Source organism: Streptomyces sp. SM18 (assembly GCF_002910775.2).
GTDB lineage: Bacteria > Actinomycetota > Actinomycetes > Streptomycetales > Streptomycetaceae > Streptomyces > Streptomyces halstedii.
The window spans coordinates 129,805-155,172 of the sequence record NZ_CP029342.1 but is presented as its reverse complement, the minus strand read 5'-3'; the positions used below and the strand labels follow the sequence as shown (position 1 = coordinate 155,172).

Genomic DNA, 25,368 nt, shown 5'->3' with positions numbered 1-25,368 from the left:
TAACGGATCGGAGCAAAAGTCGTCATCCAGGTCATCTCCGGCCCATGACCGACAGTCCGGCCGACGGAAGCGCGCCCAGCCGGTCGCGCCAGTCCCGCGCGGCGGGGAAGCGCGCCTTCACCGTCCGCGCCGCCCGGTCCCGCACCGCCACCTGCGACGCGCGCAGCCTCAGCAGCGGCTCCAGGGACGAACGGGCCAGCAGCAGCCGCTGGTTGACCACCGGCTCCGGACCCCAGTGGCCCTTGTACCCCTCCTCGCCGCGCAGCAGGCTCAGCACCCCGCCGCCCGACTCGGCCGCCTGCCGCGCCAGTTCCCGCAGCAGCATCGCCGACACGTCCACCTTGCGCTCCCTGAGCCGCGGATGGACCCCGTACAGATAGCCGCCGGTGAGCCCCGCCGAGCCGAGGGCCAGATCGGCGGCCACCACCTCCCCGTCGAGCAGGAACTCACGGACGCGGGCCTGCCCGTCGGGCACCATCCGGCGGACGGAGCGCACCAGATGGGCGTGGAAGCGGGGCCGCAGGTGCTCGGGGTTGACCCCGCGCCCCCGCCACTGGAGTTCGTGCAGCCGCAGCAGGGTGCCGAGCGCCTCCGCCACCCGGTGCCCCGGTACGGCCCGGCACTCGACGCCCAGGGCGTCGATCCGGCGCAGCTTGGCCCGGGTGCGCTGGGCGCGCGAGCCGGGCATCCGGCCGATGAGCGTCCCCACCGGCTCGGCGGGCAGCTCCAGGCACGTCGAGTCGGTCAGCCGGCCGCGCGCGCCCGTCCACGCCTCGAACAGCGACTCGGCCGCGGCGCCGGGGCGTACCTCGCGCAGCTCCACCACGGTGTGCGCGGCGGCCCGGTGCAGTCCGCGCTCCAGGGCGGTGAGGGCCTCTGTGGCCCGTTCGGCGTCGACGAGGATGTCGGAGAAGTCGGAGATCGCGCCGCCCAGCGGGACCAGCAGCGGCATCGGCCGGTGCGTGAGCATCAGCGGAGCGGCGCCGACGAGCCGGTCCCCCCGGTGCGCCAGGACGACCCTGAGCCGCCCCGGCGTGCCGTACGACAGCCACCAGGAGTGGAGCCAGGCGTGGCTCTGGAACGGCGTGGCGGTCGGACACCTCCGGTGCAGCGCGTCCCACCGCCCGGCGAGCGCGGCGAACTCCAGGGGGTCCCGGCAGAGCGTGACCCGGACGCCGCGGCCATCCCCGGTCATGACACGAGCTCCCGTTCGCCGGTGTGCGCCGCCCCGCCGGCCTGGGCGGGTCCCGGCACCTGCGCGGTGACGGCGGCCCGGCGCCCGGGGCGCGGGCGCACCAGCAGCACCAGCCCGCCGAGCAGTCCGCCGGCGCTCGCGCCCACCGCCGTGCCGAGCGGCGCGGACGGGGAGACCGGGTCGGCCGGTGCGACGGCGTGCGCGTAGGCGATCACCTTCACCCCGGTGTCCCCGGCGACGTGCCCGGCACCCGCGACCAGCGCCTCGGTGACCGCGTTGGCGATGTCGGCGGCCCGTTCCGGGTCGGACGAGGTGCCGGTCACCGCGATCATGGGGGAGTCGGGTGAGGTCTCGGACCGCACGTGGGACCGGAGTTGACGTACGGGCTCCCCGGCGGCGCCGTGGGCGTAGGCGAGCGTCGTGTCGCTGGTCGCCAGCCGGCCGTACGACTGGGCGTACCCCAGGGCCGCCGCCGGGTCGATGTCCTTCCCGGCGGTCACCACGGCGTACCCGGTCGCGGCGTACTGGGGCGGGGTGAGCAGCCCGTAGCCGAGCCCGCAGGCCGTCCCCAGCAGGACACAGGCGGGCAGCGGCCACCAGGCGGGCCGGACGAAGGCGGGGCGGAACCGGCGCGGCCGCCGGGGTGAGGGCTGCTGGTCGGGTGACTCGGTCATCGGTGTGCTCTCCGGATCGAGGGGGCCGGTGGACATGAGGGGGCGTACGGCTCCGAGGGGACGTACGGGTCATGGAGGACTGCGGCGGAGGGGGCGGGGGCCGGGCCGCCGAGGGCGTGGGCGTACACGTCCATCAGCCGTCGGCCGCTGAGCCGGATGTCGTAGCGGTCCAGCGCGCGGGGCACCGGCAGCCGGCGCGGACCGTGCGCCAGGTGGCGCCGCAGCACCGCCGTCAGTTCCGCGGCGGGGTCGGTGGGGGAGCGCAGGCGGACCGCGCCCGGCGGGACCTGCCCGGAGGGAAGGTCCTCGACGGCCGGGCAGGCACCGTGCACGACGGGCAGCCCCGCGGCCAGCGCCTCGACGACCGCGAGGCCGAAGGACTCCTCCCGGGACGCCGAGACGAAGACGTCCATGGCCGCGAGCACCCCCGGGACGTCCGGCGCCGCGCCCTCGCCGCACTCCCCGGCGAAGCGGACCCGGTCCACGACACCCAGCCGGCCGGCCAGCGCCCGCAGCGCACCGGCCTCCGGCCCGTCACCCGCCAGCAGGAGCCAGGCCCCGGGCAGCGCGGCGACGGCCCGCACCGTGGCGTCGAAGCGTTTGCCGGGCACCAGCCGCCCCACACCGCCCACCACGAAGGCGTCCTCGGGAAGGCCGAGCAGCGCCCGTGCCGCCCGCCGCCGTCCGCCGTCGAAGCGGAACGCCCGCGCGTCGATGCCGTTGGGCACCGTATGGATCCGCGCGGACGGCACTCCCCAGGCGCGCAGTCTCGCGGCGACGGTGGAGGAGACGGCGACCGTCGCCGCCCCCAGCCGCTCGGTCCGCAGGTACAGCGCGCGGGTCCCCCGGGTGAGCGGGCGCCCCTCGATCTCCTCGCGGCCCAGCGAATGCTCCGTCGCCACCGAGGGGGTTCCGGCGAGCCGGGCCGCGATCCGCCCGTGGACACAGGCCCGGTACAGGTGCGTGTGCACGAGGTCGTACCCGCCGTGCCGGACGAGCCGGGCGAGCCGGGGGACGGCGGCCAGGTCCCGGTTGCCCCGCATCCCGAGGTGCCGCACCCGCACCCCGTCGGCGCGCAGCCCCTCGGCGACCGCGCCCGGGTTGGTCAGGGTGACGACGTCGCAGCGGGCCGGCAGGTGGCGCAGCAGCAGCCGCAACTGCCGCTCGGCGCCCCCGACACCCAGACCGGTGATGACGTGCAGGACCTTCATGGACGCCCTCCTCGCACGGGCGCGGCCGGATGGCGCAGCCGGTGGCGCACCGCCTTCGCGCGCAGGCGGGCACCGCGGTCGGCGTGGCTGACGTGGGTACGGGGCAGGGCCAGCGGTCCGCGCGACGGGCCCGGCGTGAGAGCGCAGCCGAAGGCGTACCCGGCGTCCCGCACCGCGGCGAGGACCCGCGCGTCGGCCTTCCCGTACGGGTAGCAGAACCCGGCCGGGAGGGTCCCGGTGACACGCTCCAGGGCCTCCCGGCTGCCGTGCGTCTCGCGGCGCAGCGCGTCGTCGGACAGTGCCGTCAGGTCGAGGTGGCGCAGCCCGTGCGAGCCGATCTCCATGCCGGCCGCGGCGACGGCCCGGACGCCGTCCTCGGTGAGCAGCGGCCGGCGCGGGCCCAGCGGGTCCCAGTCGTTGGACCCGCCCGGCCGGCCGGGCAGCACGAACACGGTCGCCGTGCAGCCGTGCCTGAGCAGCACCGGAAGCGCCTCGTGGAGGAAGTCGGCGTACCCGTCGTCGAAGGTCAGCCCGACCAGGGCGCGCCGCTCGGCCGCGTCGGCGCGCAGCAGCGAGGAGACGCTCACCCCGGTGAGGCCACGGCGGCGCAGCCAGGTCAGCTGCTCGTCCAGGCGGTCGGCGGAGACGGTGATGCCGTACGGATCGTCCGCCGGGTCGGCCACCGAGTGGTAGGTGAGGATCCACGGCATCGACGGCGGGGCGTGGAGGGGGCGTGTCCGGGCGCGGCGTGGCGTGGTGTCAGCGGCCATGGGCGAACCTCTGTCGGATGAGGGCTGGCGGATGGACGGCGTCGGGAGCCCCGAGCGCGCGTGCGGTGAGGAAGAAGACCACGGGGACGAGCAGGCAGCCGGCCGCCAGCCCGAACAGCGCCGGACCCGGAACCACCGGGGCGGCCAGCCGGCCGGCGGCCCCGGCGGCGGCCGCCGCGAGGGCCGGGCGGGCCAGCGAGAGAGCGACGGCGCGGACCCTTACGGCGACCGCGCGCGAACCCAGCCCCACGAGCATCAGCACCGCGGCGGTGCTGATGCCCAGGGCGTTGGCCGCCGCGATGCCGTCCACCCCGAAGCGGCCGGTGAGGGCGGCCCCTGCCCCCGCCGTGACCAGCAGCCCCGCCCCCATCGCGGCCGGCGGGTACCAGGTCGGCCGCCCCGAGGAGAAGTACGGCCGGCACAGCGCGCCCACCAGGGTGTGGCCCAGCAGACCGAGCGCGTACACGCGCATCACCCCGGCCGTCGCCGTGGTGTCCGCCGCGTCGAAGGCACCCCGCTGGAAGAGGACTTCGACGATCTGCGGCGCGTACCCGAGGACCATGGCGGTGCCCAGCAGGACGACCGTCCCCGCCAGCGCGAGGTCCCGCTCGACCCGGCGCCGGGCGCCCTCGCGGTCCCCGGAGGCCATGGCCCGCGCCACGACGGGGAAGGTCACCGTGCAGATCATCATCGACAGCACCATCGGCAGCTGCGCGACCTTCTGCGCGAAGTTCAGATGGGAGATCGCGCCGTCCGACAGGGACGAGGCGAGGAACCGCTCGACGAAGACCTGGGACTGACGGCTCACCACGAAGAGCACGACCGGCGCGAGGACGGCGGCCCCGAGCAGGGGGGCCGCCGTGTCCCGTCCCGCCGGGGCCGGCGTCCCGCGCACCCGCCGCCGCAGCACCAGCGTCACGAACCCGGGCAGCAGGGTGAGGATCATCAGCACGCTGCCCACGGCGACCCCCGCCGCGGCGGCCCGCACCCCCCACACGGCGTGCAGCGCGAGCGTCATGCCGATGATGCCGGCGTTGTACGCGATGTAGACCCCGGCCGGTCCCAGGAACCGTCCGTGTGCCCGCAGCGCCGCGCTGAAGTACCCGGTGACACCGAAGGTGAGGACGGTGACCGCCGTCAGACGCGTGCAGTCCACCGCGAGCCCGGGATCCTCCAGACCAGGCGCCAGCACCCCCACCACCCAGGGCGCGCCCGCGATCAGCAGCGCCCCCGCACAGGCCAGGGCGGCGGCCAGCCGGGGGAAGGTGTCCGCGACGAGCGCCCGCACCGGATCCCCCGGGGACGCGGCCGAGGCACGCCGCGTCAGCGCGAGGCTGAAGGCCGGCACCAGCAGCAGCGCCATGCCGTCCTCGATCAGCAGGGTGGCCGCCATCTCCGGGACGGTCCAGGCCACCAGGAACGCGTCACTGGCGTGGCCCGCGCCGAAGAGCCGCGCCACGGCCTGGTCACGGACCAGCCCCAGCAGGGCGGCGACCACGGTCAGCCCGGCGGCCCCGGCCGCCGCCCTCGCCAGGAAGGGCCTGCCCCGGACCTCGGGTGTGGGCGGTCCGGGCGCCGCTGCGGCGGTCTCCACGACGGTCTCGCTCACGCGGCGGCCGCCTTCTCCGGCGTGGCCAGCGCCCACCACGCGGCCAGGCCCAGCACGACACCGGTGAGCACCGTGGAGGGCCCGCCGATGTCCGCGTACAGGAAGTCCACGCACTGCCAGACCGTCAGCCCGACGGCGGCGAGACCGCAGTCCACGGCCGCCGCCCGGCGGGACCGTGCCCGCGCCAGCCGGTACACGCCGCCCACCAGGAGCGCGGCCCAGCCGCCCACCAGCGCGACGAAGCCGACGAGCCCCTGCTCACCGAGGACCAGCAGATACATGTTGTGGGGGGACAGCAGCGGTTGTCTGACGAACTCCTGCCCGGCCCCCGCCGTGTCGCTGCCGGCCGAGAGCCCGATCGAGGCATGCCCGTCCCGGTGCGCGGGGAAGGCCTTGAGCCCGACGCCGGTCACCGGCCGCTCCCGCCACATCCCGGCCGCCGCCGCCCACATGCTGTAGCGGTCGGTGACCGAGCGGTCGGGCGCGCTCGTCACCTGGGTGATGCTGGTGAGCCGCTGCGAGAGCATCTGGGACCCGACGCCGAAGCCGCCGACCAGCACGACCGCGCACGCGGCGAGTACGGCGAAGGTGCGCAGGGCCTGCCGCGCCCCGGTGGCCGCGATCATCACGGCGCCGCCCGCCGCCGTCGCGATCCACGCCCCCCGGCTGAAGGAGAGCGTGAGGGGCACCACCAGCGCGGCCGTCACCCCCAGGGCGCACGGCACCCACCATCCGGGCCGCCCGGCGGCGGGGCGGAACGCGTACGCCCCGGCCGCGAGCAGCCCGTAGCCGACGACGGTCGCCATGCCCATCACGTCCTCGGGCCCGAAGGTGCCGACCGCCCGGATGTCCTCGCCCATGTACGAGGCGCCGGTGCCGGTGGCGTACTGGTGCACCCCCGTCACCCCCTGGACGAGCGCCGACAGCACGAGCGCGCCGGTGACGACGCGGAAGTCCGCCGCGTCGCGGACCAGCAGCAGCACCGCGGCCGGCACCAGGACGAAGATCTGCAGATACCGCGCGAACCCCGGCAGCGCCGCGACCGGGTCCGTGGCCGTGACCGTGGCCACCGCCAGTCCCACCACGGGCAGGGCGAGGACGAGCGCGGCGGCCGGGGTCAGCGGGCGCCGCCGCCCGAACAGCAGCACCCCCACGCAGACCAGCACCGCCACGCCCGAGGCCAGGTCGGCCAGGGGCAGGGCGTACCCGGTCCAGGCCGCCACGGCGTCGGCCGGTACGGCCGGCAGCAGCACCGCCGCGACCAGCGGCAGCAGCGGCCACCGGCCGCGCGGGGCGTCCCGGTCGGGTTGCCCGGCGGCGGACGCGGCCGGCGCCGTGCGGGGGAGGGCGGTCGGGGTCGTCTCGAAGGCGGTGAGGGTCACGGTTCAGCTGCCCCCCAGCCGGAACACCGAGCCCGCCGTCCGCGCCAGCACGCACACGTCCTGCCAGAGCGACCACGTCTCGATGTACCGGTTGTCGAAGCGGACCCGGTCCTCGATCGAGGTGTCCCCGCGCAGCCCGTGCACCTGGGCCAGCCCCGTGATGCCGACGGGCATCCGGTGGCGCGCCCGGTAGCCGGGATGGATCCGGCTGAACTGCTGGACGAAGTAGGGGCGTTCGGGGCGGGGGCCGACCAGGCTCATGTCCCCGCGCAGGACGTTCCACAACTGCGGCAGCTCGTCCAGCGAGGTCCGGCGCAGGAACCGGCCGGCCCGGCTCATCCGGTGGTCGGAGGCCACGTTCCACCGGGTGGCGGCCTCGTGAGCGTCGGCCGGCCGCAGCGTGCGGAACTTCAGCAGCACGAACGGCCGCCCGTAGCGGCCGACGCGCTCCTGCCGGAAGAGGACACCGGGACCGTCGCAGACGCGTACGGCCAGGGCGCAGCCCACCAGCAACGGAGCGGCGGCCACCAGGGCGACGGACGCCAGAGCGGCGTCCATGGCCCGCTTCGCCCGGTAGGCGACCGGATGGTGCGGGGCGTCGCGCAGCGTCTCGGCGGCGAACCCCCACGCGTGGTCCCGCGCCGGGGCGTCCCGGACGGCGGGCCCGCCCCGGTCGGTGATCAGCCACACCCGGCAGCCGTGCCGCACGAACAGCTCGAACAGGGCGGTGCCGTCGGGCACCGACTCCGGCGCTGCGGTGAACACCGCGTGCCGCACGGCGTTCTGGATGACCGCCCGGCCGACGTCCTGCGCCGTGGCGAGCACGGGCAGCGGTGCCCCGTCGGCCGGGGACGCGAGGCCGCCGTCCTCGGGCGCGGCCGTCCGGCCCACCCGGCCCACCGGCCGCATCCCGTACTCCGCGCGCTCCTGGAGCACCGCGGTGACCCGGTCGGCGGCCCGCCCGTCACCGATCACCAGGGCGGACAGAGGCGCACGGGCCGCCGCCCGCCGCCGCACCCGGTACACCACCGCACGCCCGCCGCACGCGAGCGGCACCTGGACGCCGACCGCGCAGAGCGGCGCCGTCCAGCCCAGGCCCCAGGCGGGGGCGCACGCGGCCAGCACCTGGACGGTGACGCACCACTGCACGAGCGCGGTGGCGAGCAGCGCGGGAAGCTCCGCGGGAGCCGACGGGGACAGCCCGCCCCGGTACAGCCCCCGGCAGGCGTGCAGCACCACCTGGGCGGCCACCTGCGGGAGCAGGAGGGCCACCACCCACACCGGCCACGGCGGGGAGGCGTGCGCCACCAGGACCGCACCGGCGCCCACCGCCACGGCGTCCGCGGCCAGGAGCCCCACCGGGAACACCCGCCCCGCGCCGCCCTGCCGCGCCCGTGGCAGCTCCTCGGCCCCGCCGCCGTCCCGTGGCGGGCGTACGGAAGCCGTACCGCGCACGGGGGCCGCCTGGGCGGCCCGGGTCATCGGTGCACTCTCCGTCGTCATCGCTCGGTGCGCTTCCTCGTCGTGGGGCGGGACTGGCCGACAAGCTCCTGGTACAGGCGCAGGACCGCGCCGGAGGTCCTGGTCAGATCGAAGACCGACCGGGCGTGCGCCCCCGCCGCCGAGCCCAGTTCGGCCCGCAGCCCGGCGTCGCCCAGCAGGGCGGTGAGCGCCGACGCGAGCGCGGCCGGGTCCTCGGGCGGTACGAGGCAGTGGGGGAGGTGGCCCGGGGGCAGGCTCTCCCGGGCGCCGTTGACGTCGGACAGGAGTACGGGCCGTCCGCAGGCCATGGCTTCGAGGGGAGCCAGCGCCATCCCCTCCCAACGGGACGGCAGCACCAGGACGTCCGCGGCGTGGATCCACGGCCGCACGTCCCGGGCCGCCCCGGCGAACAGCACCCCGTCGGGCGCCCCGCGCCGCAGTTCGCCGCCGCGCGGGCCCTCGCCGACCAGGACCAGCCGCGCCCCCGGGACACGCACCCGCCGCCAGGCGCTCAGCAGGACGTCCTGCCCCTTCTGCCGGCTCAGCCGTCCGACGCACACGGCGAGCGGGGCCCCGGGCGGGACGTCCGCGAGCAGCGGCAGGGAGGCCCGCGCCGACCGCATGGCGTCCCCGGGGGCCGGACGGAAGCGGCCGAGATCGACCCCGTTGTGGATCACCGACCACCGGGCCGCGATGCCCGCCCGCTGCCCCGCGTGCCGCTCCGACTCGCTGACGCAGAGGATGCGGTCGCTCCACCGCGCGCCGAACCGCTCCCACGCCTCCGCCAGCCCCGCGGCGCGCCCCTCCAGGGCCTCGAACGACCAGGCGTGCGGCTGGAACACCGTCGGGATCCGGCCCCGGACCGCCAGCCGCCCGGCGAGTCCCGCCTTGGCGCTGTGGGCGTGGATCACATCGGGCGCGCACACCCGGACCAGCCGTCCCGCCGCGGCGACCTCCCGGGCGAGCCGCGGTCCGGGGACACGCTCGGCGGGCCAGGCCCACACCCGGGCACCCGCCTCGGCCGCGCCCTCGGCCAGCCCCCCGCCGGGCGGGCACGCCACCACCGGCCGCAGCCCCGCCCGGACCTGGGCGGCGACGAGATCGGTGACGACCCGTGCGACCCCGCCCTCCACCGGCTGGACCAGGTGAAGGACCGTCAGGCGGCTTTCTTCGGTGGAACTCTTTCGCAGCACGCACGGCTCTCTTCTCACATGCCCCCGAAGAGGTATCGGATAAAGGACGGCGGCAAGGAATACGGAGGCGTAGATCAACGGGTGAAAACGAGGTGCACTGTGGCAGACCGTGCGGATGAATACACGTATGACTCGCTCAACAGACCGTCTGAATTACGTCGTCCGCCGCAGGTGGCGGCCGTTTCGGAAAGGGTGCGGCGTGTCAGCTCCGGGTGACACCGTCCGTGCGGGCCGGTGCCGCATCATGAAAGGCCCTACGTGTTTCGCCCGCTCCGTGTCCGGTAACTCCGCGCCGAATTCCGGAACGGCCCGTCCGGCGCCACGGAAGTGCCGTTCATCCGCCCGGGAGTTGACACGGCACGCCTTTCGCCTTTTCGCGCCGGACCACTGGTGACACGCGCCCCGCCGCCCGCGCCGCCCGCCGCGTGGGGCCGTCGTGAACCGGCCGCGCAGCGGGAAACGGCCCACGCCCGTACCGCGCCCGGGATGTACTGCGGGGGCCCGGCCGACGGCCCTCGCGCGCGATCGGACGGGCGGGATCGGGTACAACTCGTGATGATCGTCCGCCCCGTGGCGGCCCGGCGGCCGGGCCGGCCGACGAAGACCCAAGGAGAAGCGATGGTTCACGAACGGGCCGGTCAGCCGGCGCAGCCCGGAGACCTGGTGGACGTGGCACGGCTGGTGACGGCCTACTACAGCCTCCACCCCGATCCCGCCGAGGCGGACCAACGGGTCGCCTTCGGCACCTCAGGACACCGCGGCTCGGCCCTGGCGGCGGCCTTCAACGAGGACCACATCGCCGCCACCACCCAGGCCATCTGCGACTACCGGATCCGGCAGGGCACCGACGGGCCGCTGTTCCTCGGCGCCGACACCCACGCGCTGTCCGAGCCCGCCCGGGTCACCGCCCTGGAGGTGCTCGCCGCCAACGGCGCCACCGTCCTCATCGACACCGACGACGGCTACACCCCCACCCCGGCCGTCTCGCACGCGATCCTCACCCACAACCGGGACCGCGACAGCGGCCTCGCCGACGGCATCGTCGTCACGCCGTCGCACAACCCGCCCGCCGACGGCGGCTTCAAGTACAACCCGCCGCACGGCGGCCCGGCCGGTTCGGACGCCACCTCCTGGATCCAGGACCGCGCCAACGCCCTGATCGAGGGCGGGCTCAAGGAGGTCCGGCGCATCCCCTACGCACGGGCGCTGGCGGCCGGCACCACACGGCGGTACGACTTCCTGACCGCGTACGTCGACGACCTGCCGTCCGTCCTGGACCTGGACGCCGTACGGGACGCGGGGATCCGCATCGGCGCCGACCCGCTCGGCGGAGCCTCGGTCGCCTACTGGGGCCGGATCGCCGAACGCCACCGCCTCGACCTCACGGTGGTCAACCCGCTCGCCGACCCGACCTGGCGGTTCATGACGCTGGACTGGGACGGCAGGATCAGGATGGACTGCTCCTCACCGCACGCCATGGCCTCGCTCATCGAGCGGCGCGACGCGTACACCCTGGCCACCGGCAACGACGCCGACGCCGACCGGCACGGCATCGTCACCCCCGACGGCGGGCTGATGAACCCCAACCACTACCTGGCCGTCGCGATCCGCTACCTCTACTCGCACCGCCCCGACTGGCCCGCCGGCACCGGAATCGGGAAGACCCTCGTCTCCTCCTCCATGATCGACCGGGTCGCGGCCGACCTCGGACGCCGCCTGGTGGAGGTTCCCGTCGGGTTCAAGTGGTTCGTCGACGGACTGTTCGGCGGCACCCTCGGCTTCGGGGGAGAGGAGTCCGCCGGGGCGTCGTTCCTGCGCCGCGACGGCCGGGTGTGGACCACCGACAAGGACGGCATCCTCCTCGCGCTGCTGGCCGCCGAGATCACCGCCGTCACCGGCTCCACGCCGTCCCAGCACTACCGCGAACTCACCGCCCGCTTCGGCGACCCCGCCTACGCCCGCGTCGACGCCCCCGCGACCCGCGAGGAGAAGGCCGTGCTGGCCCGGCTCTCCCCGGACCAGGTCACCGCCGGCACGCTGGCCGGAGAGCCGGTCACCGCGGTGCTCACCGAGGCCCCCGGCAACGGCGCGCCCATCGGCGGCCTCAAGGTCTGCACCGACAGCGCCTGGTTCGCGGCCCGCCCCTCCGGCACGGAGGACGTGTACAAGGTCTACGCGGAGAGCTTCCAGGGCGCCGGACACCTGGCCGAAGTCCAGGACGAGGCCCGAACCCTGGTCTCCCAGGCCCTGGGCACCGACGGCTGAGCCGGGCGTACGGGACACACCGGGCGGCGCCGACGTCAAGCACCGGGCACGGCGTGCCGGAGCTGCCGCAGGAAGGCGGCGTTGTCCGGCGTCCGGCGGAGCGACTCCAGCAGCGCCTCGGGCGCGGCCCGGCCCTCCCGGTGGCGCAGGGCGCGGCGCAGCGCCCGTACGCCCGTCAACTCGCCCGCCGACAACAGGAGTTCCTCGCGCCGGGTGCCGGAAGCGGCGATGTCCACGGCCGGGAAGACCCGCCGCTCCGCCAGCGCGCGGTCGAGGCGGAGCTCCATGTTGCCGGTGCCCTTGAGCTCTTCGAAGAAGTAGTCGTCGGCACGGGATCCGGTCTCCACCAGCGCGGTCGCCAGGATCGTCAGCGACCCGCCCTCCTCGGCCGTGCGGGCGGCGCCGAAGAGCTGCTTGGGGCCGAGGAGGGCCGACGCGTCCACCCCGCCGCTCAGGGTGCGTCCGCCGGACGCGGCGCTGTTGTTGTGGGCCCGGCACAGCCGGGTGAGCGAGTCGAGGAGGATCACCACGTCCTGGCCGCCCTCCACGAGCCGTTTCGCCCGTTCGACCGCCAGGCCGGCGAGCGCGATGTGCTCCTTGGCGGGCCGGTCGAACGTGGAGGAGTAGACCTCGCCCCGCACGGAACGGCGCATGTCCGTGACCTCCTCGGGGCGTTCGTCCAGGAGGACCACCATCAGACGGCACTCCGGGTGGTTGGCCGCGACGGCCGCGGCGAGCTGTTGCAGGAGGACCGTCTTGCCGGTCCTCGGCGGTGCGACGATCAGCCCGCGCTGCCCCTTGCCGACGGGGGACACCAGGTCGACGACCCGGGTGGCCGCCGGGCCGCCCGGTGTCTCCAGGCGCAGCCGCTCACGGGGGTGCACCGGGGTGAGGTCGCGGAAATGGGGCCTGCCCCGCAGGTCGTGCGCGGTGAGGCCGTTGACCGTGTCGACGCGGGCCAGGGCGCGCGGACGGTCGCAGCCGCCCTCGACGAGGTCGCCCCGGCGCAGCCCGTGCTGCCGGACGAGGGCCGAGGACACCTGGACGTCGCCGGAGGACGGATGGCCTCCGGCGGTACGCAGGACGCCGTGTCCGCCGGCGCCGGTGTCGAGGACACCGACGGCACGGACGGGGCGCCCCTGCTGGGCGACGGGGCGTTCGAGTGTGCTGGTCATGGAGTGGTTCCTTTCGCGGACATGGCGAACGGGAGGCCCGGCGAAGGCGAGGTGGTGCGTTCACACCTCGTACGACGGGCGACATGCCCCGGAGCCGGAGGGAGGAAGAGCTGGACCGCCGCACGTCACGAGAACGGCGGCGACAGCGGGAGAAAGAGGAAGCGGCATCGGCGCCCGATGAAGGGGCGTACACACATGCACCGCTGTTCGGACGGTACCACGCGTGACCGGACAGGGGAAGACCTCCGCCCGCACGCCCTGGACCGGACCGCCGCCCCTCCGGCCGAAAGGGCGTCAACTCGCCTCTATGTGCGGTGAGTTACGGCAGTGGTCGCTCCGGACGGCTGCTGCGGCGGTGACTCCGCGGCTCCCCTGTGGCGGGCCCCTCCGGCCGGACGGTCAGGTGAACGGGACGGGGATCACGGGGGAGATTCTCACCCTTCGGCAGGAAGTTTCACCATGCGTCATCCCATACCCGAAGATATGCTGCTGGCGATCCAGCACCGCAGCTGAAAGGACGCGCCGTGCCCCTGGGACCCGTGGAATACCTCGTCGTCACCTTTCCGGGCAGCCGGTTCGCCGACACGATCGCGCCCGTCCTCACCGAAGCGCTCTCCGCGCGGGCGGTGCGGATCCTCGACCTCGCGTTCGCCCGGACGGACCAGGACGGGACGCTCGAACTCGTGGAGCTGAGAGAGATCGACCCCGACGGGCTCGTGGCGTTCGAGCCACCGGGCGCGGAGGAGTCCCCGGGACCCGACCTCAGGAAGGTCCGTGCCCTGGACGAGCTGCCGGCCGGCAGCTCCGCCGCGCTGATCGTCTGGGAGGACCTCTGGTCGGTGCCCCTGACCGAGGCGGTCCGCTCGGCCGGCGGCCGCCTGGTGGCGCACGAGCGCGTCCCGGTGGACGGCGAGGACGACGTCATCACGCTGCTCGAACGGCTCGCGTCGCTCAGGGAGCAGGGCGCGCTGACCGACGCCGAGTTCTCGGCGCAGAAGACCAGGATCCTCGCCGACTGACGTACGCGTGGCAGCCCGAGCTTCCTTTTGTCGATTTCCTCGTCCCATGCGACGTTGTCCCTGACCTGTGCAGGCCGTCGGGAAAGAGGCAGTTCATCGTGCAGACCGCCCGGGCCGTCCCGGCCTCCACCGTCGTCAACCTGCGCGACCTGGGCGGTATCGCCCTGGGACGCGGCCGCCGCCTGCGCCAGGGGATCCTCCTGCGGTCGGGCCAGCTGAGCGACTTCGACGCGGAGCACGACATCGCGGTGTCCGCGCTCGGCCTCCGGACCGTCGTCGACCTGCGCACCGCCGAGGAACGCGCGTGGGCGCCCGACCGGCTGCCCCGGGGCGCCCGGCTCTTCGTCGCCGATGTGTTCGGCGACCACCCCGGTGTGCTCCAGGGCCGTCTCAAGACGCTGCTGTGCGATCTGGAGGCGGCCGCCGCCGCGCTCGGCGGCGGCAAGGCGGAGGGGCTGTTCGCACAGACCTACCGCACGATGGTCCTCGCCCCCGGGGCGGCGGCCGCCTACCGGGCGTTCCTGGAGACGGCGGCCGACCCCCGGGCCCGGCCGCTGCTCTTCCACTGCGCGACCGGCAAGGACCGCACCGGATGGGCCACGGCCCTGCTGCTGATGATGGCGGGAGCCTCCCGCGAGGTCGTACGGGCGGAGTTCCTGGCCGTGAACCGGATGGCGCGGCGGGCCTTCGGCGCGCAGGTGCGCCGCTATCTGGAGGCGGGCGGCGATCCGGACATCGCGACGGCGATCATCGAGGTCCGCCCCCGCTACCTCGACGCCGCGCTGGACGCCATGAACGAACGGTGGGGCGGCCTCGACGGCTATCTGCGCAACGGACTGAGAGTCCCGCAGACCGTCGTGGAACGACTGCGCGCCGACCTGGCGGTCACGGCCTGACAGCCGGGAACGGCCCGGGGCGGGGTCCGCGCGGGACCACGCGCCGGGCCGCGTACGTCCCGGGGCCGCTCAGATCCGCAGGAGCCGCTCCCCGGCGTCCCGGTAGTGCTGGAGGGCCACCCGCAACTCCTCGGTACGGGCCTCGGATTCCGGGCCCTGCCAGCTCGCGCGCAGGGCCTGCCTGCGCGCGTCGAGCGCCTCGGTCAGGTCGGCCACGATGCTGTCGAAGGCACGGTCGGCCTCCTCGACCGCGTGGCGCGGGTCCTCGACGAAGTCGCTGACCGCTTGGCGCATCCGCAGTGCCGACGCGTCCCGTTCCCGCTCCGGTATCAGGGGTTCGTGGCCGGGCTGGCCACCGCCGGTACGGGAGGCGGCCTGTTCCCGGGCCGGGGCGGCCGGGGCGGCCGGGGCCGGGTGCCGGTCGCCGGGAACGGCACCGGTGGCGTGCCTGTCCGCCGGAGCGACCGGAGCGGTGCGCGGGGCGGGCGGGACGTCCCGGTCGAAGCCGTCCGTGTCCGTCGCCCGCGCCGCCCCGTGCTCCGGTGCGGGCCCGGGGGCCTCGGTGGCGGGCGGGCCGGTGCGTTCGGTGTCGTAGGTCATGCGGTGGTCCTTCCCTCGGTCCCGTGCGTCTTCCCCGTCCGGTGCCGGCCCGGCCGTGCGGGCTCGGCCGGTGTGTCCCCGAGCAGCACGTCGAACAGCGCCCGCGCCTCGGTCAGCGCCGTGCGCATCTCCTCCGTGTCGCTCCGGTCGTGCGCCGCCGTGTGCACCTTGCGGTAGCCGCCGATCTCCCCGGCGTGGTGCACCGAGAGGGCGGCGGTCTGCTCCTCGAAGCGGTCCCCGTCCGGGAATCCCCGGTCACGGGCCAGCCGCGCCAGCAGCGCGTCGGCCTCCAGGACGGCCTCCCTGGGCGAGTCGACGAAGGTCTCCCGCACCACCGCCCAGCGGGCGGCGTAGCCCTCGCGGGCCTCGGGGGAGAGGGGCCGCTCGTGCAGCGAGCCGTGCAGCTTCACCCGCTCGGCGAGCTCCCGCTCGGCGGCCTCGGTGTCCCCGCCGTGCTCGGCGACCGTGTGCTCGTACTCCGGCCCGAACCGGCGCCGCAGGTTGCCTCCGCCGCCCGGCCGGCCGCGGACCAGCAGGAAGCAGAGTGCCGCCCCCACCAGGACGACGGCGACGATGATCACCACGGTGGTCGTCATGACGGACGCTCCTGTCGGCCGGCGGCCGGCACGTCGTGCTGTGCCACACTCCTCAACCCCTTTCGTCCCTGACCCGGCCGACGGTCCCGGCCGGGCGCTGCGCATGCTGTCGTGTACCCGCTCAACCGTGTTCAAGCCCGGCGGCCGGTCCGTATCGTGGGGTGGACGAGGACGGCGGAATCCCCGCTGCCCGCGGGACCGGTTCCAAGAGGGGCTCACCGTGACCGAACGCAAACCCGCCGGTGTCAGCTTCGAGTCATGGGTGGACAAGCAGATCCGCGAGGCGGAACAGCGCGGGGACTTCTCCCGGCTGCCCGGCTTCGGCAAGCCGCTTCCCGGCCTCGAACGGCCCTACGACGAGAACTGGTGGATCAGGGCCAAGCTGGAGCGCGAGGGCGTGTCCGTCCTCCCGCCCTCCCTGGCCCTGCGCAAGGAGGCCGAGGACGCCCGCGACGAGGCCCTGGGGGCCAGGTCCGAGGCCGAGGCGCGGCGCGTCCTGACCGAGATGAACGAACGGATCCGCGAGGCGCTGCGCAGACCCCCGGAGGGCCCGCCGCTGACCATCGGGCCGCTGGACGTCGAGGCCGTCGTGCGGGAGTGGCGCGCCGCGCGGGGCTGAGACGCTACGCCCCCGGCAGCCCCCTGACCTGGGGTGTGCCCGGGTGCGCGATACTCGGCGTATGGGATCGAGCAAGACGTACCGGCCCGTGCCCTCCGCCCGCCCGCGCGGGATCCGGATCAGGCGGGCCGCCGCCCGTGACGCCAGGCGGCTCACCCGCCTGGTCACCGCGTCCCGCGCCTACGAGGGCCCCTACGCGCCGATGGTCGCCGGCTACCGGGTCGGCCCGGACTACATCGAGGCGCACCGCGTCTTCGCCGCCGAGGACACCGGCGGCCGGGTGCTCGGCTTCTACGCGCTGGTCCTCGACCCGCCCGAGGTGGACCTGATGTTCGTCGCCGACGACGCGCAGGGTCTCGGCATCGGGCGCCTGCTCACCGCCCACCTGCGGGACGAGGCGCGCAGGGCGGGCCTGGACCGGGTGCGGGTGGTCTCGCACCCCCCGTCCGAGGGCTTCTACCTCCGTATGGGCGCCGAGCGCACCGGTACGGTCGCGGCCAGGCCGCCCGCCGTCATGTGGGACCGGCCGGAACTCACCCTCCCCGTCGAGAGCGCCTGAGACCCCCTGACCGGCACCCGGGCCACCCGGACCCCGCTCAGTCCTCGTCCGAGCCGACCGGACTCCGCACATCGGTCACGGTGAAGTGCCCGCCGTCCGGGTCGCTCAGCGTCGCCTCGGTGCCGTACGGCACGGCGCGCCGCTCCAGCAGCCTGCCCCCGTGCCCCTCCGCCTCGCGCACCGTCGCCGTCACGTCCTCCACCGGGAACTGCACCTGCCAGTGCGGGCGCACCATCGGGTCCGGCGCGGCCTCGACGGCCCCCGAACTGATCCGGGCCAGTGGACGGCCGTCGCAGCGCACGAGCACCTCCTCCTTCACGTACGAGACCTCGCAGCCGCCGCTCTCCCAGTCCAGCACCTCGCCGTAGAAGATCGCCGCCTCGAAGGCGTCCCGGGTCCGCAGCCGGAGCCAGGCGTGCGCCCGGTTGCCCGTGGGGGCCAGTGTGGCCGCCCGGCCCGTCCACTCCCAGACGCCGAACGACGCCCCGTCCCGGTCGGCGGCCAGCACGGCACGTCCCTGCCCCAGCGCCAGCGGACCCACCGCCACGGTGCCGCTGCGCTCACGGATACGGTCGGACGCCACGTCCGCGTTCCGCACCGAGAAGTAGGGCGTCCAGGCGACGGCCACGTGGAAGTCCGAGGCGACCGCGCCGATCCCCGCCACCGGAACACCGTCGGAGCGTGCCATGACGAAGTCCTCGCCCATCGCCCCCCGGCGGAACGTCCAGCCGAGCACCGCGCCGTAGAAGCGCTGCGCGGCAGCCAGCTCCCGGGTGACCAGGTGCACCCAGCAGGGGGCGGAGGCGCCGGTCAGCGGTGCCGGTTCGGTTGGGGTCATGGTCCCACTGCCTATCGGTTCTGCGGCCTGACTTCTTCGGTGCCGCGGGGCCAGAACCAGCGTGGTGCGCCCCGGCCGCTCCCGCAACACGCGGACGCGGTGCCCGGCGGCGGGGCGCTGGTGACGTCCGGGAAGAAGTGCCCGGCCCGCGGCCACGGCACCGGGCCGGGCACCGCCCCGCCTCCCTCCGGACGGCGGCGGCGGATCAGTCGCGCCGGGGCTCGTCCTCCGGCGGGATCACCTCGTTGCCGTGGTCGCTCAGCTCGTACGGGGTCATCGCCCGGCCGTCCTCGGGAAAGTGGTCCGGTCCGTGCATGTCGTTCTCCCGGATCTCCGTGCGGTGGTCCGGCCTCCTCGGCTGCTCGTCCGGGCGCGGTGGCCGCGATTCCCTGTCCCGCCGCCGCATGCCCCACCAGAAGGCACCGATCAGCAGGAACACCACGGCGATCCCGATGACGCCGACGACCACACCCACCGCGCCCCGCCCGTCGGCGAGCGTCGCGGCGAGCGTGTCCCTTGCTCCATTCGTTACGTCCATGCATGCCGCATACCCCAGGGATGCCGACGCAGGCAGCCATTGACATGAATTCATGTTTTATGGCGATCTAACAGTAAATACGTTTCATATGGTTCAAATCGGCTACACGATGATGACTGAGCAGGCAGGCCCCCGTGAGCTCGTCGGGGACGTGGTCGCCGCGGAGGACGCCGGCTTCGACTTCTCCGTCACCTCCGACCACTACTTCCCCTGGCTGGCTTCCCAGGGACACGCCCCTTACGCCTGGTCGGTCCTGGGAGCCGCGGCGCAGGCCACATCCAGGATCCCCCTGATGACGTACGTGACCTGCCCGACCACCCGCTACCACCCGGCGGTGGTGGCCCAGAAGGCGGCGACGCTCCAACTGCTCGCCGAGGGCCGCTTCCGGCTCGGGCTCGGATCCGGCGAGAGCCTCAACGAGCACGTCGTGGGCGCCGGATGGCCCGCCGCCCACGTCCGGCTGGACATGCTCGAAGAGGCCGTCGGCATCATCCGCGCGCTGTTCGACGGGGACTGTGTCAACCACCACGGCACCTACTTCGACGTGGAGAACGCCACGCTCTGGGACCTGCCCGAGCAGCGCGTGCCCATCGGCATCGCGGTCTCCGGGGAACGCTCCGGCGCACTCGCGGGCCGGCTGGCCGACCTGGTCATCGCGACCGAGCCCAAGAGCGAGCTGCTCAGCGCGTTCGACCGGCACGGCGGCACCGGCAAACCCCGCGTGGGACAGGTGCCCGTCTGCTACGACCCCGACCGGGACGCGGCGATCGCCCGCGCCCACGACCAGTTCCGCTGGACGCTGGGCGGCTGGAAGGTCAACTCCGAACTGCCCGGCCCGGCCGCCTTCGACCAGGCGACCCGGTTCGTGCGCACGGACGACATCGCCGACGCGATCCCCTGCGGCTCCGACGTCGACGCGTTCGTGGAGGCCGTGCGCCCCTACCGCGACGCCGGCTTCACCGAGGTCGCGCTCGTCCAGATCGGCGGCTCCCACCAGCGGCCCTTCATCGACTGGGCGCGGAAGACGCTCCTGCCCGCGCTGCGCGAGCTCTAGACCGACAGGGCCCGGCCCCCCACCGTCCACGTTCTGTCCGCGTCGGGCGGGCAGGCGGCACACCGGGAACCCGGCAGACCACCGGGCACGGCGCTCGTGTCGCCGTCCCGCGGCCGCGGGGTGAGCCTTGAGTGAATCCCCGGACGCTGGAGGAACGCGATGGGAGTGCACGATCTGCTCGGCCGCTGGCCCGCCTACCGCCAGCTGACCGGCGACGACCCCCTCGGCAGAGGCCGGGCCGCGATGTCACCCGCCACCGAGGAACTGCGTCCGCGCACCGCCACGGCGGACCGCGTCGTCAAGTCCGTCTGCCCCTACTGCGCGGTCGGCTGCGGTCAGCAGGTGTACGTCAAGGACGACCGGGTCGTCCAGATCGAGGGCGACCCGGACTCTCCCGTCAGCCGCGGACGGCTGTGCCCCAAGGGATCGGCGACCCTCCAGCTGACCACCGGCTCCGCCCGCCGCCACCAGGTGCTGTACCGGCGCCCGTACGGCACCGACTGGGAGCCCCTCGACCTGGAGACGGCCATGGACATGGTCGCCGACCGAGTCGTGGAGACACGGCGCCGGACCTGGGAGTGGGCGCACGAAGGGGTACGGACCGCACGCACCATGGGCATCGCCAGCCTCGGCGGAGCCACCCTCGACAACGAGGAGAACTACCTCATCAAGAAGCTCTTCACCGGGCTCGGCATCGTCCAGGTGGAGAACCAGGCACGGGTCTGCCACAGCTCCACCGTCGCGGGCCTGGGAACGTCGTTCGGCCGGGGCGGCGCGACCACCTTCATGCAGGACCTCCAGCACGCGGACTGCATCGTCATCCAGGGCTCGAACTTCGCCGAGGCCCACCCGGTCGGCTTCCAGTGGGTGATGGAGGCGAAGGCCCGGGGCGCCCGCATCATCCATGTGGATCCGCGCTTCACCCGCACGAGTGCACTGTCCGACCAGTACGTGCCGATCCGGGCCGGCAGCGACATCGCCTTCCTCGGCGGCATCATCAACCACGTTCTCACCGAGGAGAAGGACTTCCGCGAGTACGTCCTCGCCTACACCAACGCCGCCACGCTGGTCGGCGACGCCTTCCAGGACACCGAGGACCTCGACGGGATCTTCTCCGGATTCGACGAGGAGCGCCGCCACTACGACACCGAGACCTGGCAGTACCGCGACACCGAGGTCCAGGCCCCCTCGGGAGACGTCGACGAGCTGTACGCGCGCCGCACCGGGAGCGCCGAGGACCACGAACGCGTCCACGACGCGGCCGAGTCGGAGACCCACGGGTCCGGCGGCGCGCAGACCGGGGCACGGCCCCCGCGCGACGAGACGCTGCGGGACCCCCGGTGCGTCTACCAGATCCTCAAGCGCCACTACGCCCGCTACACCCCCGAGATGGTCGAAAAGATCTGCGGGATCGGACGCGAGGCGTTCCTGGAGGTCTGCGACGCACTGACATCGAACTCCGGCCCCGACCGTACCAGCGCCTTCGCCTACGCGGTGGGCTGGACCCAGCACTCCACCGGCTCCCAGTGCATCCGCGCAGCGAGCGTCCTCCAGCTCCTGCTGGGCAACATCGGGCGGCCCGGCGGCGGCATCCAGGCCCTGCGCGGCCACGCCTCCATCCAGGGCTCCAGCGACATCCCCACCCTGTTCAACCTGCTGCCCGGCTACCTCCCGATGCCGCACGCGCACGCCCACGAGGACCTGGACGCGTTCATCCGCGCGAGCCGCACGGCCAAGGGCTTCTGGGGCGACATGCGCGCGTACTTCGTCAGCCTGCTCAAGGCCTACTACGGGGACGCGGCCACGGCCGAGAACGACTTCTGCTTCGACCACCTGCCCCGCCTCACCGGTTCCCACGGCACCTACGAGACGGTCATGGCCCAGCTCGACGGCTCGTGCAAGGGCTACTTCCTGATGGGCGAGAACCCGGCCGTCGGCTCCGCGAACGCACGGCTCCAGCGGCTCGGCATGGCGCGGCTGGAATGGCTGGTGGTCCGTGACTTCTCGCTCATCGAGTCCGCGACCTGGTGGCGGGACGGCCCGGAGACCGAGACCGGCGAGATGCGCACCCAGGACATCGGCACCGAGGTCTTCTTCTTCCCCGCGGCCTCGCACACCGAGAAGTCCGGCTCCTTCACCAACACCAACCGCTGGCTCCAGTGGCACCACGCCGCGGTCGAACCCCAGGGCGACGCGCGCAGCGACCTGTGGTTCATGTACCACCTGGGGCGCCGCGTCAAGGAACGCCTCGCCTCGTCCACCGACCCGATGGACGACGCCGTACGGGACCTCACCTGGGACTACCCCGTCGAAGGCCCGCTGGAGGAACCCGTCGCCACCTCCGTCCTGGCCGAGATCAACGGCCACGGCCCGGACGGCGCGCCCCTCTCCGCGTACACCGAGCTGAAGGACGACGGCTCCACCCGGTGCGGCTGCTGGATCTACTGCGGGGTGTACGCGGACGGCGTCAACCAGGCCGCCCGCCGTAAGCCCCACACCGAACAGGACTGGGTCGCCTCCGAGTGGGCGTGGGCCTGGCCCGCCAACCGGCGCATCCTCTACAACCGGGCCTCCGCCGCCCCCGACGGCACCCCGTGGAGCGAGCGCAAGGCGTACGTCTGGTGGGACGAGGCCGAACGGCGCTGGACCGGGTACGACGTCCCGGACTTCGTGCCCGACCGCGCCCCCGACCACGTACCGGAGCCCGGCGCCACCGGGCCCGACGCGCTGCGCGGCGACGACCCGTTCATCATGCAGGCGGACGGCAAGGGCTGGCTCTACGCCCCCGCGGGCCTGGAGGACGGGCCGCTGCCCACCCACTACGAGCCGCAGGACTCCCCGTTCGGCAACGCCCTCCACCCCTCGCGCCCCCGGTCGCCGGTACGGCGGCTGCACCCGCGCGAGGGCAACCGCTACCACCCGAGCGGCGACGAGCCCGGTGCCGGCGTCTACCCGTACATCGTCACCACCCACCGGCTCACCGAGCACTTCACCGCGGGCGGCATGAGCCGGTGGTCCCCCTACCTGTCCGAACTCCAGCCGGAGTTCTTCTGCGAGGTGTCCCCGCAGCTCGCCGCCGAACGCGGCCTGGAGCACGGCGGCTGGGCCACGATCGTCACCGCCCGCAACGCCGTCGAGGCCCGGGTGATGGTCACCGGCCGGATCACCCCGCTCACCGTCCACGGCCGGACCGTGCACCAGATCGGCCTGCCCTTCCACTGGGGGCCCAACGGCGTCTCCACCGGCGACGCGGCGAACGAACTGGTCGCCATCGCGCTCGACCCCAACGCCCTGATCCAGGAGGACAAGGCGCTCACCGCCGACATCCGCCCCGGCCGCAGGCCCCGGGGACCCGCGCTCCCCGAACTCGTCGCGGAGTACCGCGGCCGGGCGGGCATCACGGAGACGACCGGAACGCAGGAGGCGACGTGAGGGACAACCTGTTGAGCGGCACCGAGCCCGACCCGGCACGGGACGCGGGACACCAGGACGCCCCGCCGCGCGTCGGCTTCTTCACCGACACCTCCGTCTGCATCGGCTGCAAGGCCTGCGAGGTCGCCTGCAAGGAGTGGAACGCCGTCCCCGAGGACGGGATGGCCCTCACCGGCATGTCGTACGACAACACCGGCGGGCTCGGCGCCTCCACCTGGCGGCACGTCGCCTTCATCGAACAGCCGGTGCCGGCCGGCCGTACCCGGCTGCCGCTCGTCGAACCGGACACCCGTGGCGGGGACGGCGCGGCGGAGGACTCCGGCATGCGGTGGCTGATGTCCTCCGACGTGTGCAAGCACTGCACGCACGCCGCCTGCCTGGACGTCTGCCCCACCGGATCGCTCTTCCGCACCGAGTTCGGCACCGTCGTCGTGCAGGAGGACATCTGCAACGGCTGCGGCGTCTGCGTCCCCGCCTGCCCGTACGGGGTCATCGAGCAACGCCCCACGGACGGCCGGGCCTTCAAGTGCACGCTCTGCTACGACCGGCTCGGCGCCGGACAGGAACCCGCCTGCGCCAAGGCCTGCCCCACCGAATCCATCCAGTTCGGCCCGCTCGACGAACTGCGCGAGCGCGCCGCCCTGCGCGTGGACCAGCTCCACGAGGCCGGGGTCGCCGAGGCCCGGCTCTACGGACACGAACCGGACAACGGGGTCGGCGGGGACGGCGCGTTCTTCCTGCTCCTGGACGAACCCGAGGTCTACGGGCTGCCCCCGGACCCCGTCGTCACCACCCGCGACCTGGGCACCATGTGGCGCCACGCGGGCATGGCCGCGCTGTCGCTCGCCGGCGGCGCCGCCCTGTCCTTCGCGCTCCCCGCGCTCACCCGACCGAAGGGACGCCGATGACTCCCGGCCCGCCCGCCGCCCGGACCGACTCCTACTACGGCCGGCCGGTCATCAAGGCACCCGCCTGGTCGGCCCAGGACATCGCCGGATACTTCTTCCTCGGCGGGCTCGCGGGCGCCGGATCCGTCCTGGCCGCCGGCGCCCAGCTGACCGGGCGCACCACCACGGCGCGAGCGCTGAAGGTCTCCTCGCTGGCCGCCGTCGGCCTCTCCGCCGCCGCCCTCGTCCACGACCTCGGCCGCCCCTCACGCTTCCCCCACATGCTGCGTGTCTTCAAGCCCACCTCCCCGATGAGCATGGGCTCCTGGCTGCTCTCCGCCTACGGCCCCGCCGCCGGAGCGGCCGCCCTCACCTCCGTCACCGGGCGGCTGCCCAGGACCGGCGCCGCCGCCACCGCGGCCGCCGCCCTGCTCGGACCCGCGCTGGCGACCTACACCGCGGTGCTGGCCGCCGACACCGCCGTACCCGCCTGGCACGGGGCGCACCGTGAACTGCCCTACCTCTTCGCCGCGTCGGCCACCGCCGCGGCCTCGGGCATGGCGCTGCTCACCGGGCCCCCGCGCGAGAACGCCCCGGCCCGGTACGCGGCGGTGTTCGCGGCCGTCGCCGAGGACACCGCCTTCCGGGCGGCCGAACGCCGCCTCGGCTCCGTCGCGGTCACCTACCGCGAGGGCCGGGCCGGGACGCTGATGCGGGCCGCCCGTACCCTCACCGCGGCCGGGACCGCCGGGGCCGTGCTGTTCGGCCACCGGAGCCGGCCGGCCGCGGCCGCCGCGGGCCTGGCCCTGCTCGCCGGCTCCGCCTGCACCCGGTTCGGGGTCTTCGCCGCCGGGATCGCCTCCGCCGAGGACCCCGCCCACACCGTCGGCCCGCAGCGCGAGGCCCTCGAACGACGACGCGCCACGCTCGCCCAGTGAAAGGAACCACGGTGAACAAGCCGGACCCGCACGCGCAGGAACACCAGGAGAGCGGCGACGTCGTGGTGGAGGTGACCGGATGCCCGAAGGAGGACGCGCGGGCCGTGTTCGACGTACTGCGCCGCTCCTTCCTCTCCGACCGCCCGGCGGACGACACCCCCGAGGAAGAGTCCACGGTCCGCCCGACCGTGTGGACGGCGACCGTCGACGTCTCCGAGATCCACGAGGGCGCGGTGCCGGCCCGCCTCTCCGGCCCGGTGACCGTCGAGGCGCAGGGCGGCTACTGGGCCGTCGACCGGCTGCGCCGGCGCCTCGCCGACACCTTCACGGTGAGGGTCGTCGGCACGGCCTCGGGGGACCAGGAACAGGAGGTCCGGCTGCGGCTGGAGAGCCACGACGCCGCCTGAGCCCCCGTACGGACAGAACCCGGAAGGTA

Annotated in this window: 23 protein-coding genes; 10 read left to right on the top strand and 13 right to left on the bottom strand. The window is 74.5% G+C overall.

The features are described from left to right. Positions 1 to 31: 31 nt before the first annotated feature. Genes B9S64_RS00680 through B9S64_RS00645 form a run of 8 tightly spaced genes read right to left on the bottom strand, consistent with a single transcriptional unit; the run spans position 32 to position 9,516 of the window. Positions 32 to 1,195, bottom strand: coding sequence for a GNAT family N-acetyltransferase (locus B9S64_RS00680; RefSeq protein ID WP_103492758.1), 1,164 nt, complete (start codon positions 1,193 to 1,195; stop codon positions 32 to 34). Next, positions 1,192 to 1,869, bottom strand: a complete 678-nt coding sequence (locus tag B9S64_RS00675; RefSeq protein WP_103492757.1) for a YveK family protein — start codon at positions 1,867 to 1,869, stop codon at positions 1,192 to 1,194. The genes B9S64_RS00680 and B9S64_RS00675 overlap by 4 nt, the downstream gene beginning before the upstream one ends. Next, positions 1,866 to 3,080, bottom strand: a complete 1,215-nt coding sequence (locus B9S64_RS00670) for a glycosyltransferase (RefSeq protein WP_103505065.1) — start codon at positions 3,078 to 3,080, stop codon at positions 1,866 to 1,868. Before B9S64_RS00670 ends, B9S64_RS00675 begins: the two co-directional genes overlap by 4 nt. Beyond that, a complete protein-coding gene (locus B9S64_RS00665; protein WP_103488660.1) occupies positions 3,077 to 3,850 on the bottom strand; it encodes a polysaccharide deacetylase family protein in 774 nt (257 codons plus the stop codon). Before B9S64_RS00665 ends, B9S64_RS00670 begins: the two co-directional genes overlap by 4 nt. Next, the gene (locus B9S64_RS00660; protein ID WP_375153023.1) at positions 3,840 to 5,459 is read right to left on the bottom strand and encodes a lipid II flippase MurJ; all 1,620 of its coding nucleotides are present in this window, start codon (positions 5,457 to 5,459) and stop codon (positions 3,840 to 3,842) included. Before B9S64_RS00660 ends, B9S64_RS00665 begins: the two co-directional genes overlap by 11 nt. Further along, positions 5,456 to 6,841: an O-antigen ligase gene (locus B9S64_RS00655; protein WP_103489717.1), complete on the bottom strand. Its 1,386-nt coding sequence runs from the start codon at positions 6,839 to 6,841 to the stop codon at positions 5,456 to 5,458. The genes B9S64_RS00660 and B9S64_RS00655 overlap by 4 nt, the downstream gene beginning before the upstream one ends. Positions 6,842 to 6,844: 3 nt before the next feature. After that, entirely contained in the window at positions 6,845 to 8,344 is a 1,500-nt protein-coding gene (locus B9S64_RS00650; protein WP_109491929.1) for an exopolysaccharide biosynthesis polyprenyl glycosylphosphotransferase, read from the bottom strand. Beyond that, complete coding sequence (locus tag B9S64_RS00645) at positions 8,341 to 9,516, bottom strand: glycosyltransferase (RefSeq protein ID WP_103505241.1); 1,176 nt, start codon at positions 9,514 to 9,516, stop codon at positions 8,341 to 8,343. Before B9S64_RS00645 ends, B9S64_RS00650 begins: the two co-directional genes overlap by 4 nt. A gap of 618 nt (positions 9,517 to 10,134) precedes the next feature. Here B9S64_RS00645 and pgm point away from each other — a divergent pair. After that, the gene (pgm, locus tag B9S64_RS00640; RefSeq protein ID WP_103489408.1) at positions 10,135 to 11,781 is read left to right on the top strand and encodes a phosphoglucomutase (alpha-D-glucose-1,6-bisphosphate-dependent); all 1,647 of its coding nucleotides are present in this window, start codon (positions 10,135 to 10,137) and stop codon (positions 11,779 to 11,781) included. 35 nt (positions 11,782 to 11,816) lie between these two features. On the opposite strand, the gene rho is transcribed toward pgm, so the two are convergent. Beyond that, positions 11,817 to 12,956 (bottom strand): transcription termination factor Rho, encoded by a 1,140-nt coding sequence (gene rho, locus B9S64_RS00635; protein WP_103489409.1) that lies wholly within the window; start codon positions 12,954 to 12,956, stop codon positions 11,817 to 11,819. Positions 12,957 to 13,480: 524 nt separating this feature from the next. On the opposite strand from rho, the gene B9S64_RS00630 reads away from it, so the two are divergent. Beyond that, positions 13,481 to 13,975 carry an SHOCT domain-containing protein gene (locus tag B9S64_RS00630; RefSeq protein ID WP_030627499.1) on the top strand — a complete coding sequence of 165 codons (495 nt, stop codon included), beginning with the start codon at positions 13,481 to 13,483 and terminating at the stop codon, positions 13,973 to 13,975. A 98-nt stretch (positions 13,976 to 14,073) separates the two neighbouring features. Continuing rightward, positions 14,074 to 14,871 (top strand): tyrosine-protein phosphatase, encoded by a 798-nt coding sequence (locus tag B9S64_RS00625; protein ID WP_103489410.1) that lies wholly within the window; start codon positions 14,074 to 14,076, stop codon positions 14,869 to 14,871. Between the two features lie 69 nt (positions 14,872 to 14,940). Here the strand turns inward: B9S64_RS00625 and B9S64_RS00620 are convergent, their stop codons facing one another. Together B9S64_RS00620 and B9S64_RS00615 are read right to left on the bottom strand one after the other, a co-directional pair. After that, positions 14,941 to 15,471 carry a hypothetical protein gene (locus tag B9S64_RS00620; RefSeq protein WP_103489411.1) on the bottom strand — a complete coding sequence of 177 codons (531 nt, stop codon included), beginning with the start codon at positions 15,469 to 15,471 and terminating at the stop codon, positions 14,941 to 14,943. Further along, positions 15,468 to 16,067, bottom strand: coding sequence for a hypothetical protein (locus B9S64_RS00615; RefSeq protein WP_103489412.1), 600 nt, complete (start codon positions 16,065 to 16,067; stop codon positions 15,468 to 15,470). The genes B9S64_RS00620 and B9S64_RS00615 overlap by 4 nt, the downstream gene beginning before the upstream one ends. A 220-nt stretch (positions 16,068 to 16,287) precedes the next feature. Between B9S64_RS00615 and B9S64_RS00610 the strand changes: the two genes are divergently transcribed. Both B9S64_RS00610 and B9S64_RS00605 read left to right on the top strand, forming a co-directional pair. After that, positions 16,288 to 16,686, top strand: coding sequence for a DUF1992 domain-containing protein (locus tag B9S64_RS00610; protein WP_103489413.1), 399 nt, complete (start codon positions 16,288 to 16,290; stop codon positions 16,684 to 16,686). A gap of 61 nt (positions 16,687 to 16,747) precedes the next feature. Then, complete coding sequence (locus B9S64_RS00605) at positions 16,748 to 17,245, top strand: GNAT family N-acetyltransferase (RefSeq protein WP_103489414.1); 498 nt, start codon at positions 16,748 to 16,750, stop codon at positions 17,243 to 17,245. Positions 17,246 to 17,282: 37 nt separating this feature from the next. On the opposite strand, the gene B9S64_RS00600 is transcribed toward B9S64_RS00605, so the two are convergent. Beyond that, positions 17,283 to 18,083 (bottom strand): VOC family protein, encoded by an 801-nt coding sequence (locus B9S64_RS00600; protein ID WP_103489415.1) that lies wholly within the window; start codon positions 18,081 to 18,083, stop codon positions 17,283 to 17,285. 205 nt (positions 18,084 to 18,288) lie between these two features. Next, positions 18,289 to 18,621, bottom strand: a complete 333-nt coding sequence (locus B9S64_RS00595; RefSeq protein WP_093528168.1) for a DUF6479 family protein — start codon at positions 18,619 to 18,621, stop codon at positions 18,289 to 18,291. Between the two features lie 88 nt (positions 18,622 to 18,709). Between B9S64_RS00595 and B9S64_RS00590 the strand changes: the two genes are divergently transcribed. The 5 genes from B9S64_RS00590 to B9S64_RS00570 all read left to right on the top strand — a co-directional run bounded on the left by B9S64_RS00590 (position 18,710) and on the right by B9S64_RS00570 (position 25,339). Then, positions 18,710 to 19,675 (top strand): LLM class F420-dependent oxidoreductase, encoded by a 966-nt coding sequence (locus B9S64_RS00590; RefSeq protein WP_103489416.1) that lies wholly within the window; start codon positions 18,710 to 18,712, stop codon positions 19,673 to 19,675. 159 nt (positions 19,676 to 19,834) lie between these two features. Next, a complete protein-coding gene (fdh, locus tag B9S64_RS00585; protein WP_103489417.1) occupies positions 19,835 to 23,107 on the top strand; it encodes a formate dehydrogenase in 3,273 nt (1,090 codons plus the stop codon). Further along, complete coding sequence (locus B9S64_RS00580) at positions 23,104 to 24,015, top strand: 4Fe-4S dicluster domain-containing protein (protein ID WP_103489418.1); 912 nt, start codon at positions 23,104 to 23,106, stop codon at positions 24,013 to 24,015. The genes fdh and B9S64_RS00580 overlap by 4 nt, the downstream gene beginning before the upstream one ends. Further along, positions 24,012 to 24,932 carry an NrfD/PsrC family molybdoenzyme membrane anchor subunit gene (nrfD, locus tag B9S64_RS00575; RefSeq protein WP_109491928.1) on the top strand — a complete coding sequence of 307 codons (921 nt, stop codon included), beginning with the start codon at positions 24,012 to 24,014 and terminating at the stop codon, positions 24,930 to 24,932. Before B9S64_RS00580 ends, nrfD begins: the two co-directional genes overlap by 4 nt. An 11-nt stretch (positions 24,933 to 24,943) precedes the next feature. After that, positions 24,944 to 25,339: a hypothetical protein gene (locus B9S64_RS00570; RefSeq protein WP_103491174.1), complete on the top strand. Its 396-nt coding sequence runs from the start codon at positions 24,944 to 24,946 to the stop codon at positions 25,337 to 25,339. The last annotated feature ends 29 nt before the right edge of the window (positions 25,340 to 25,368 follow it).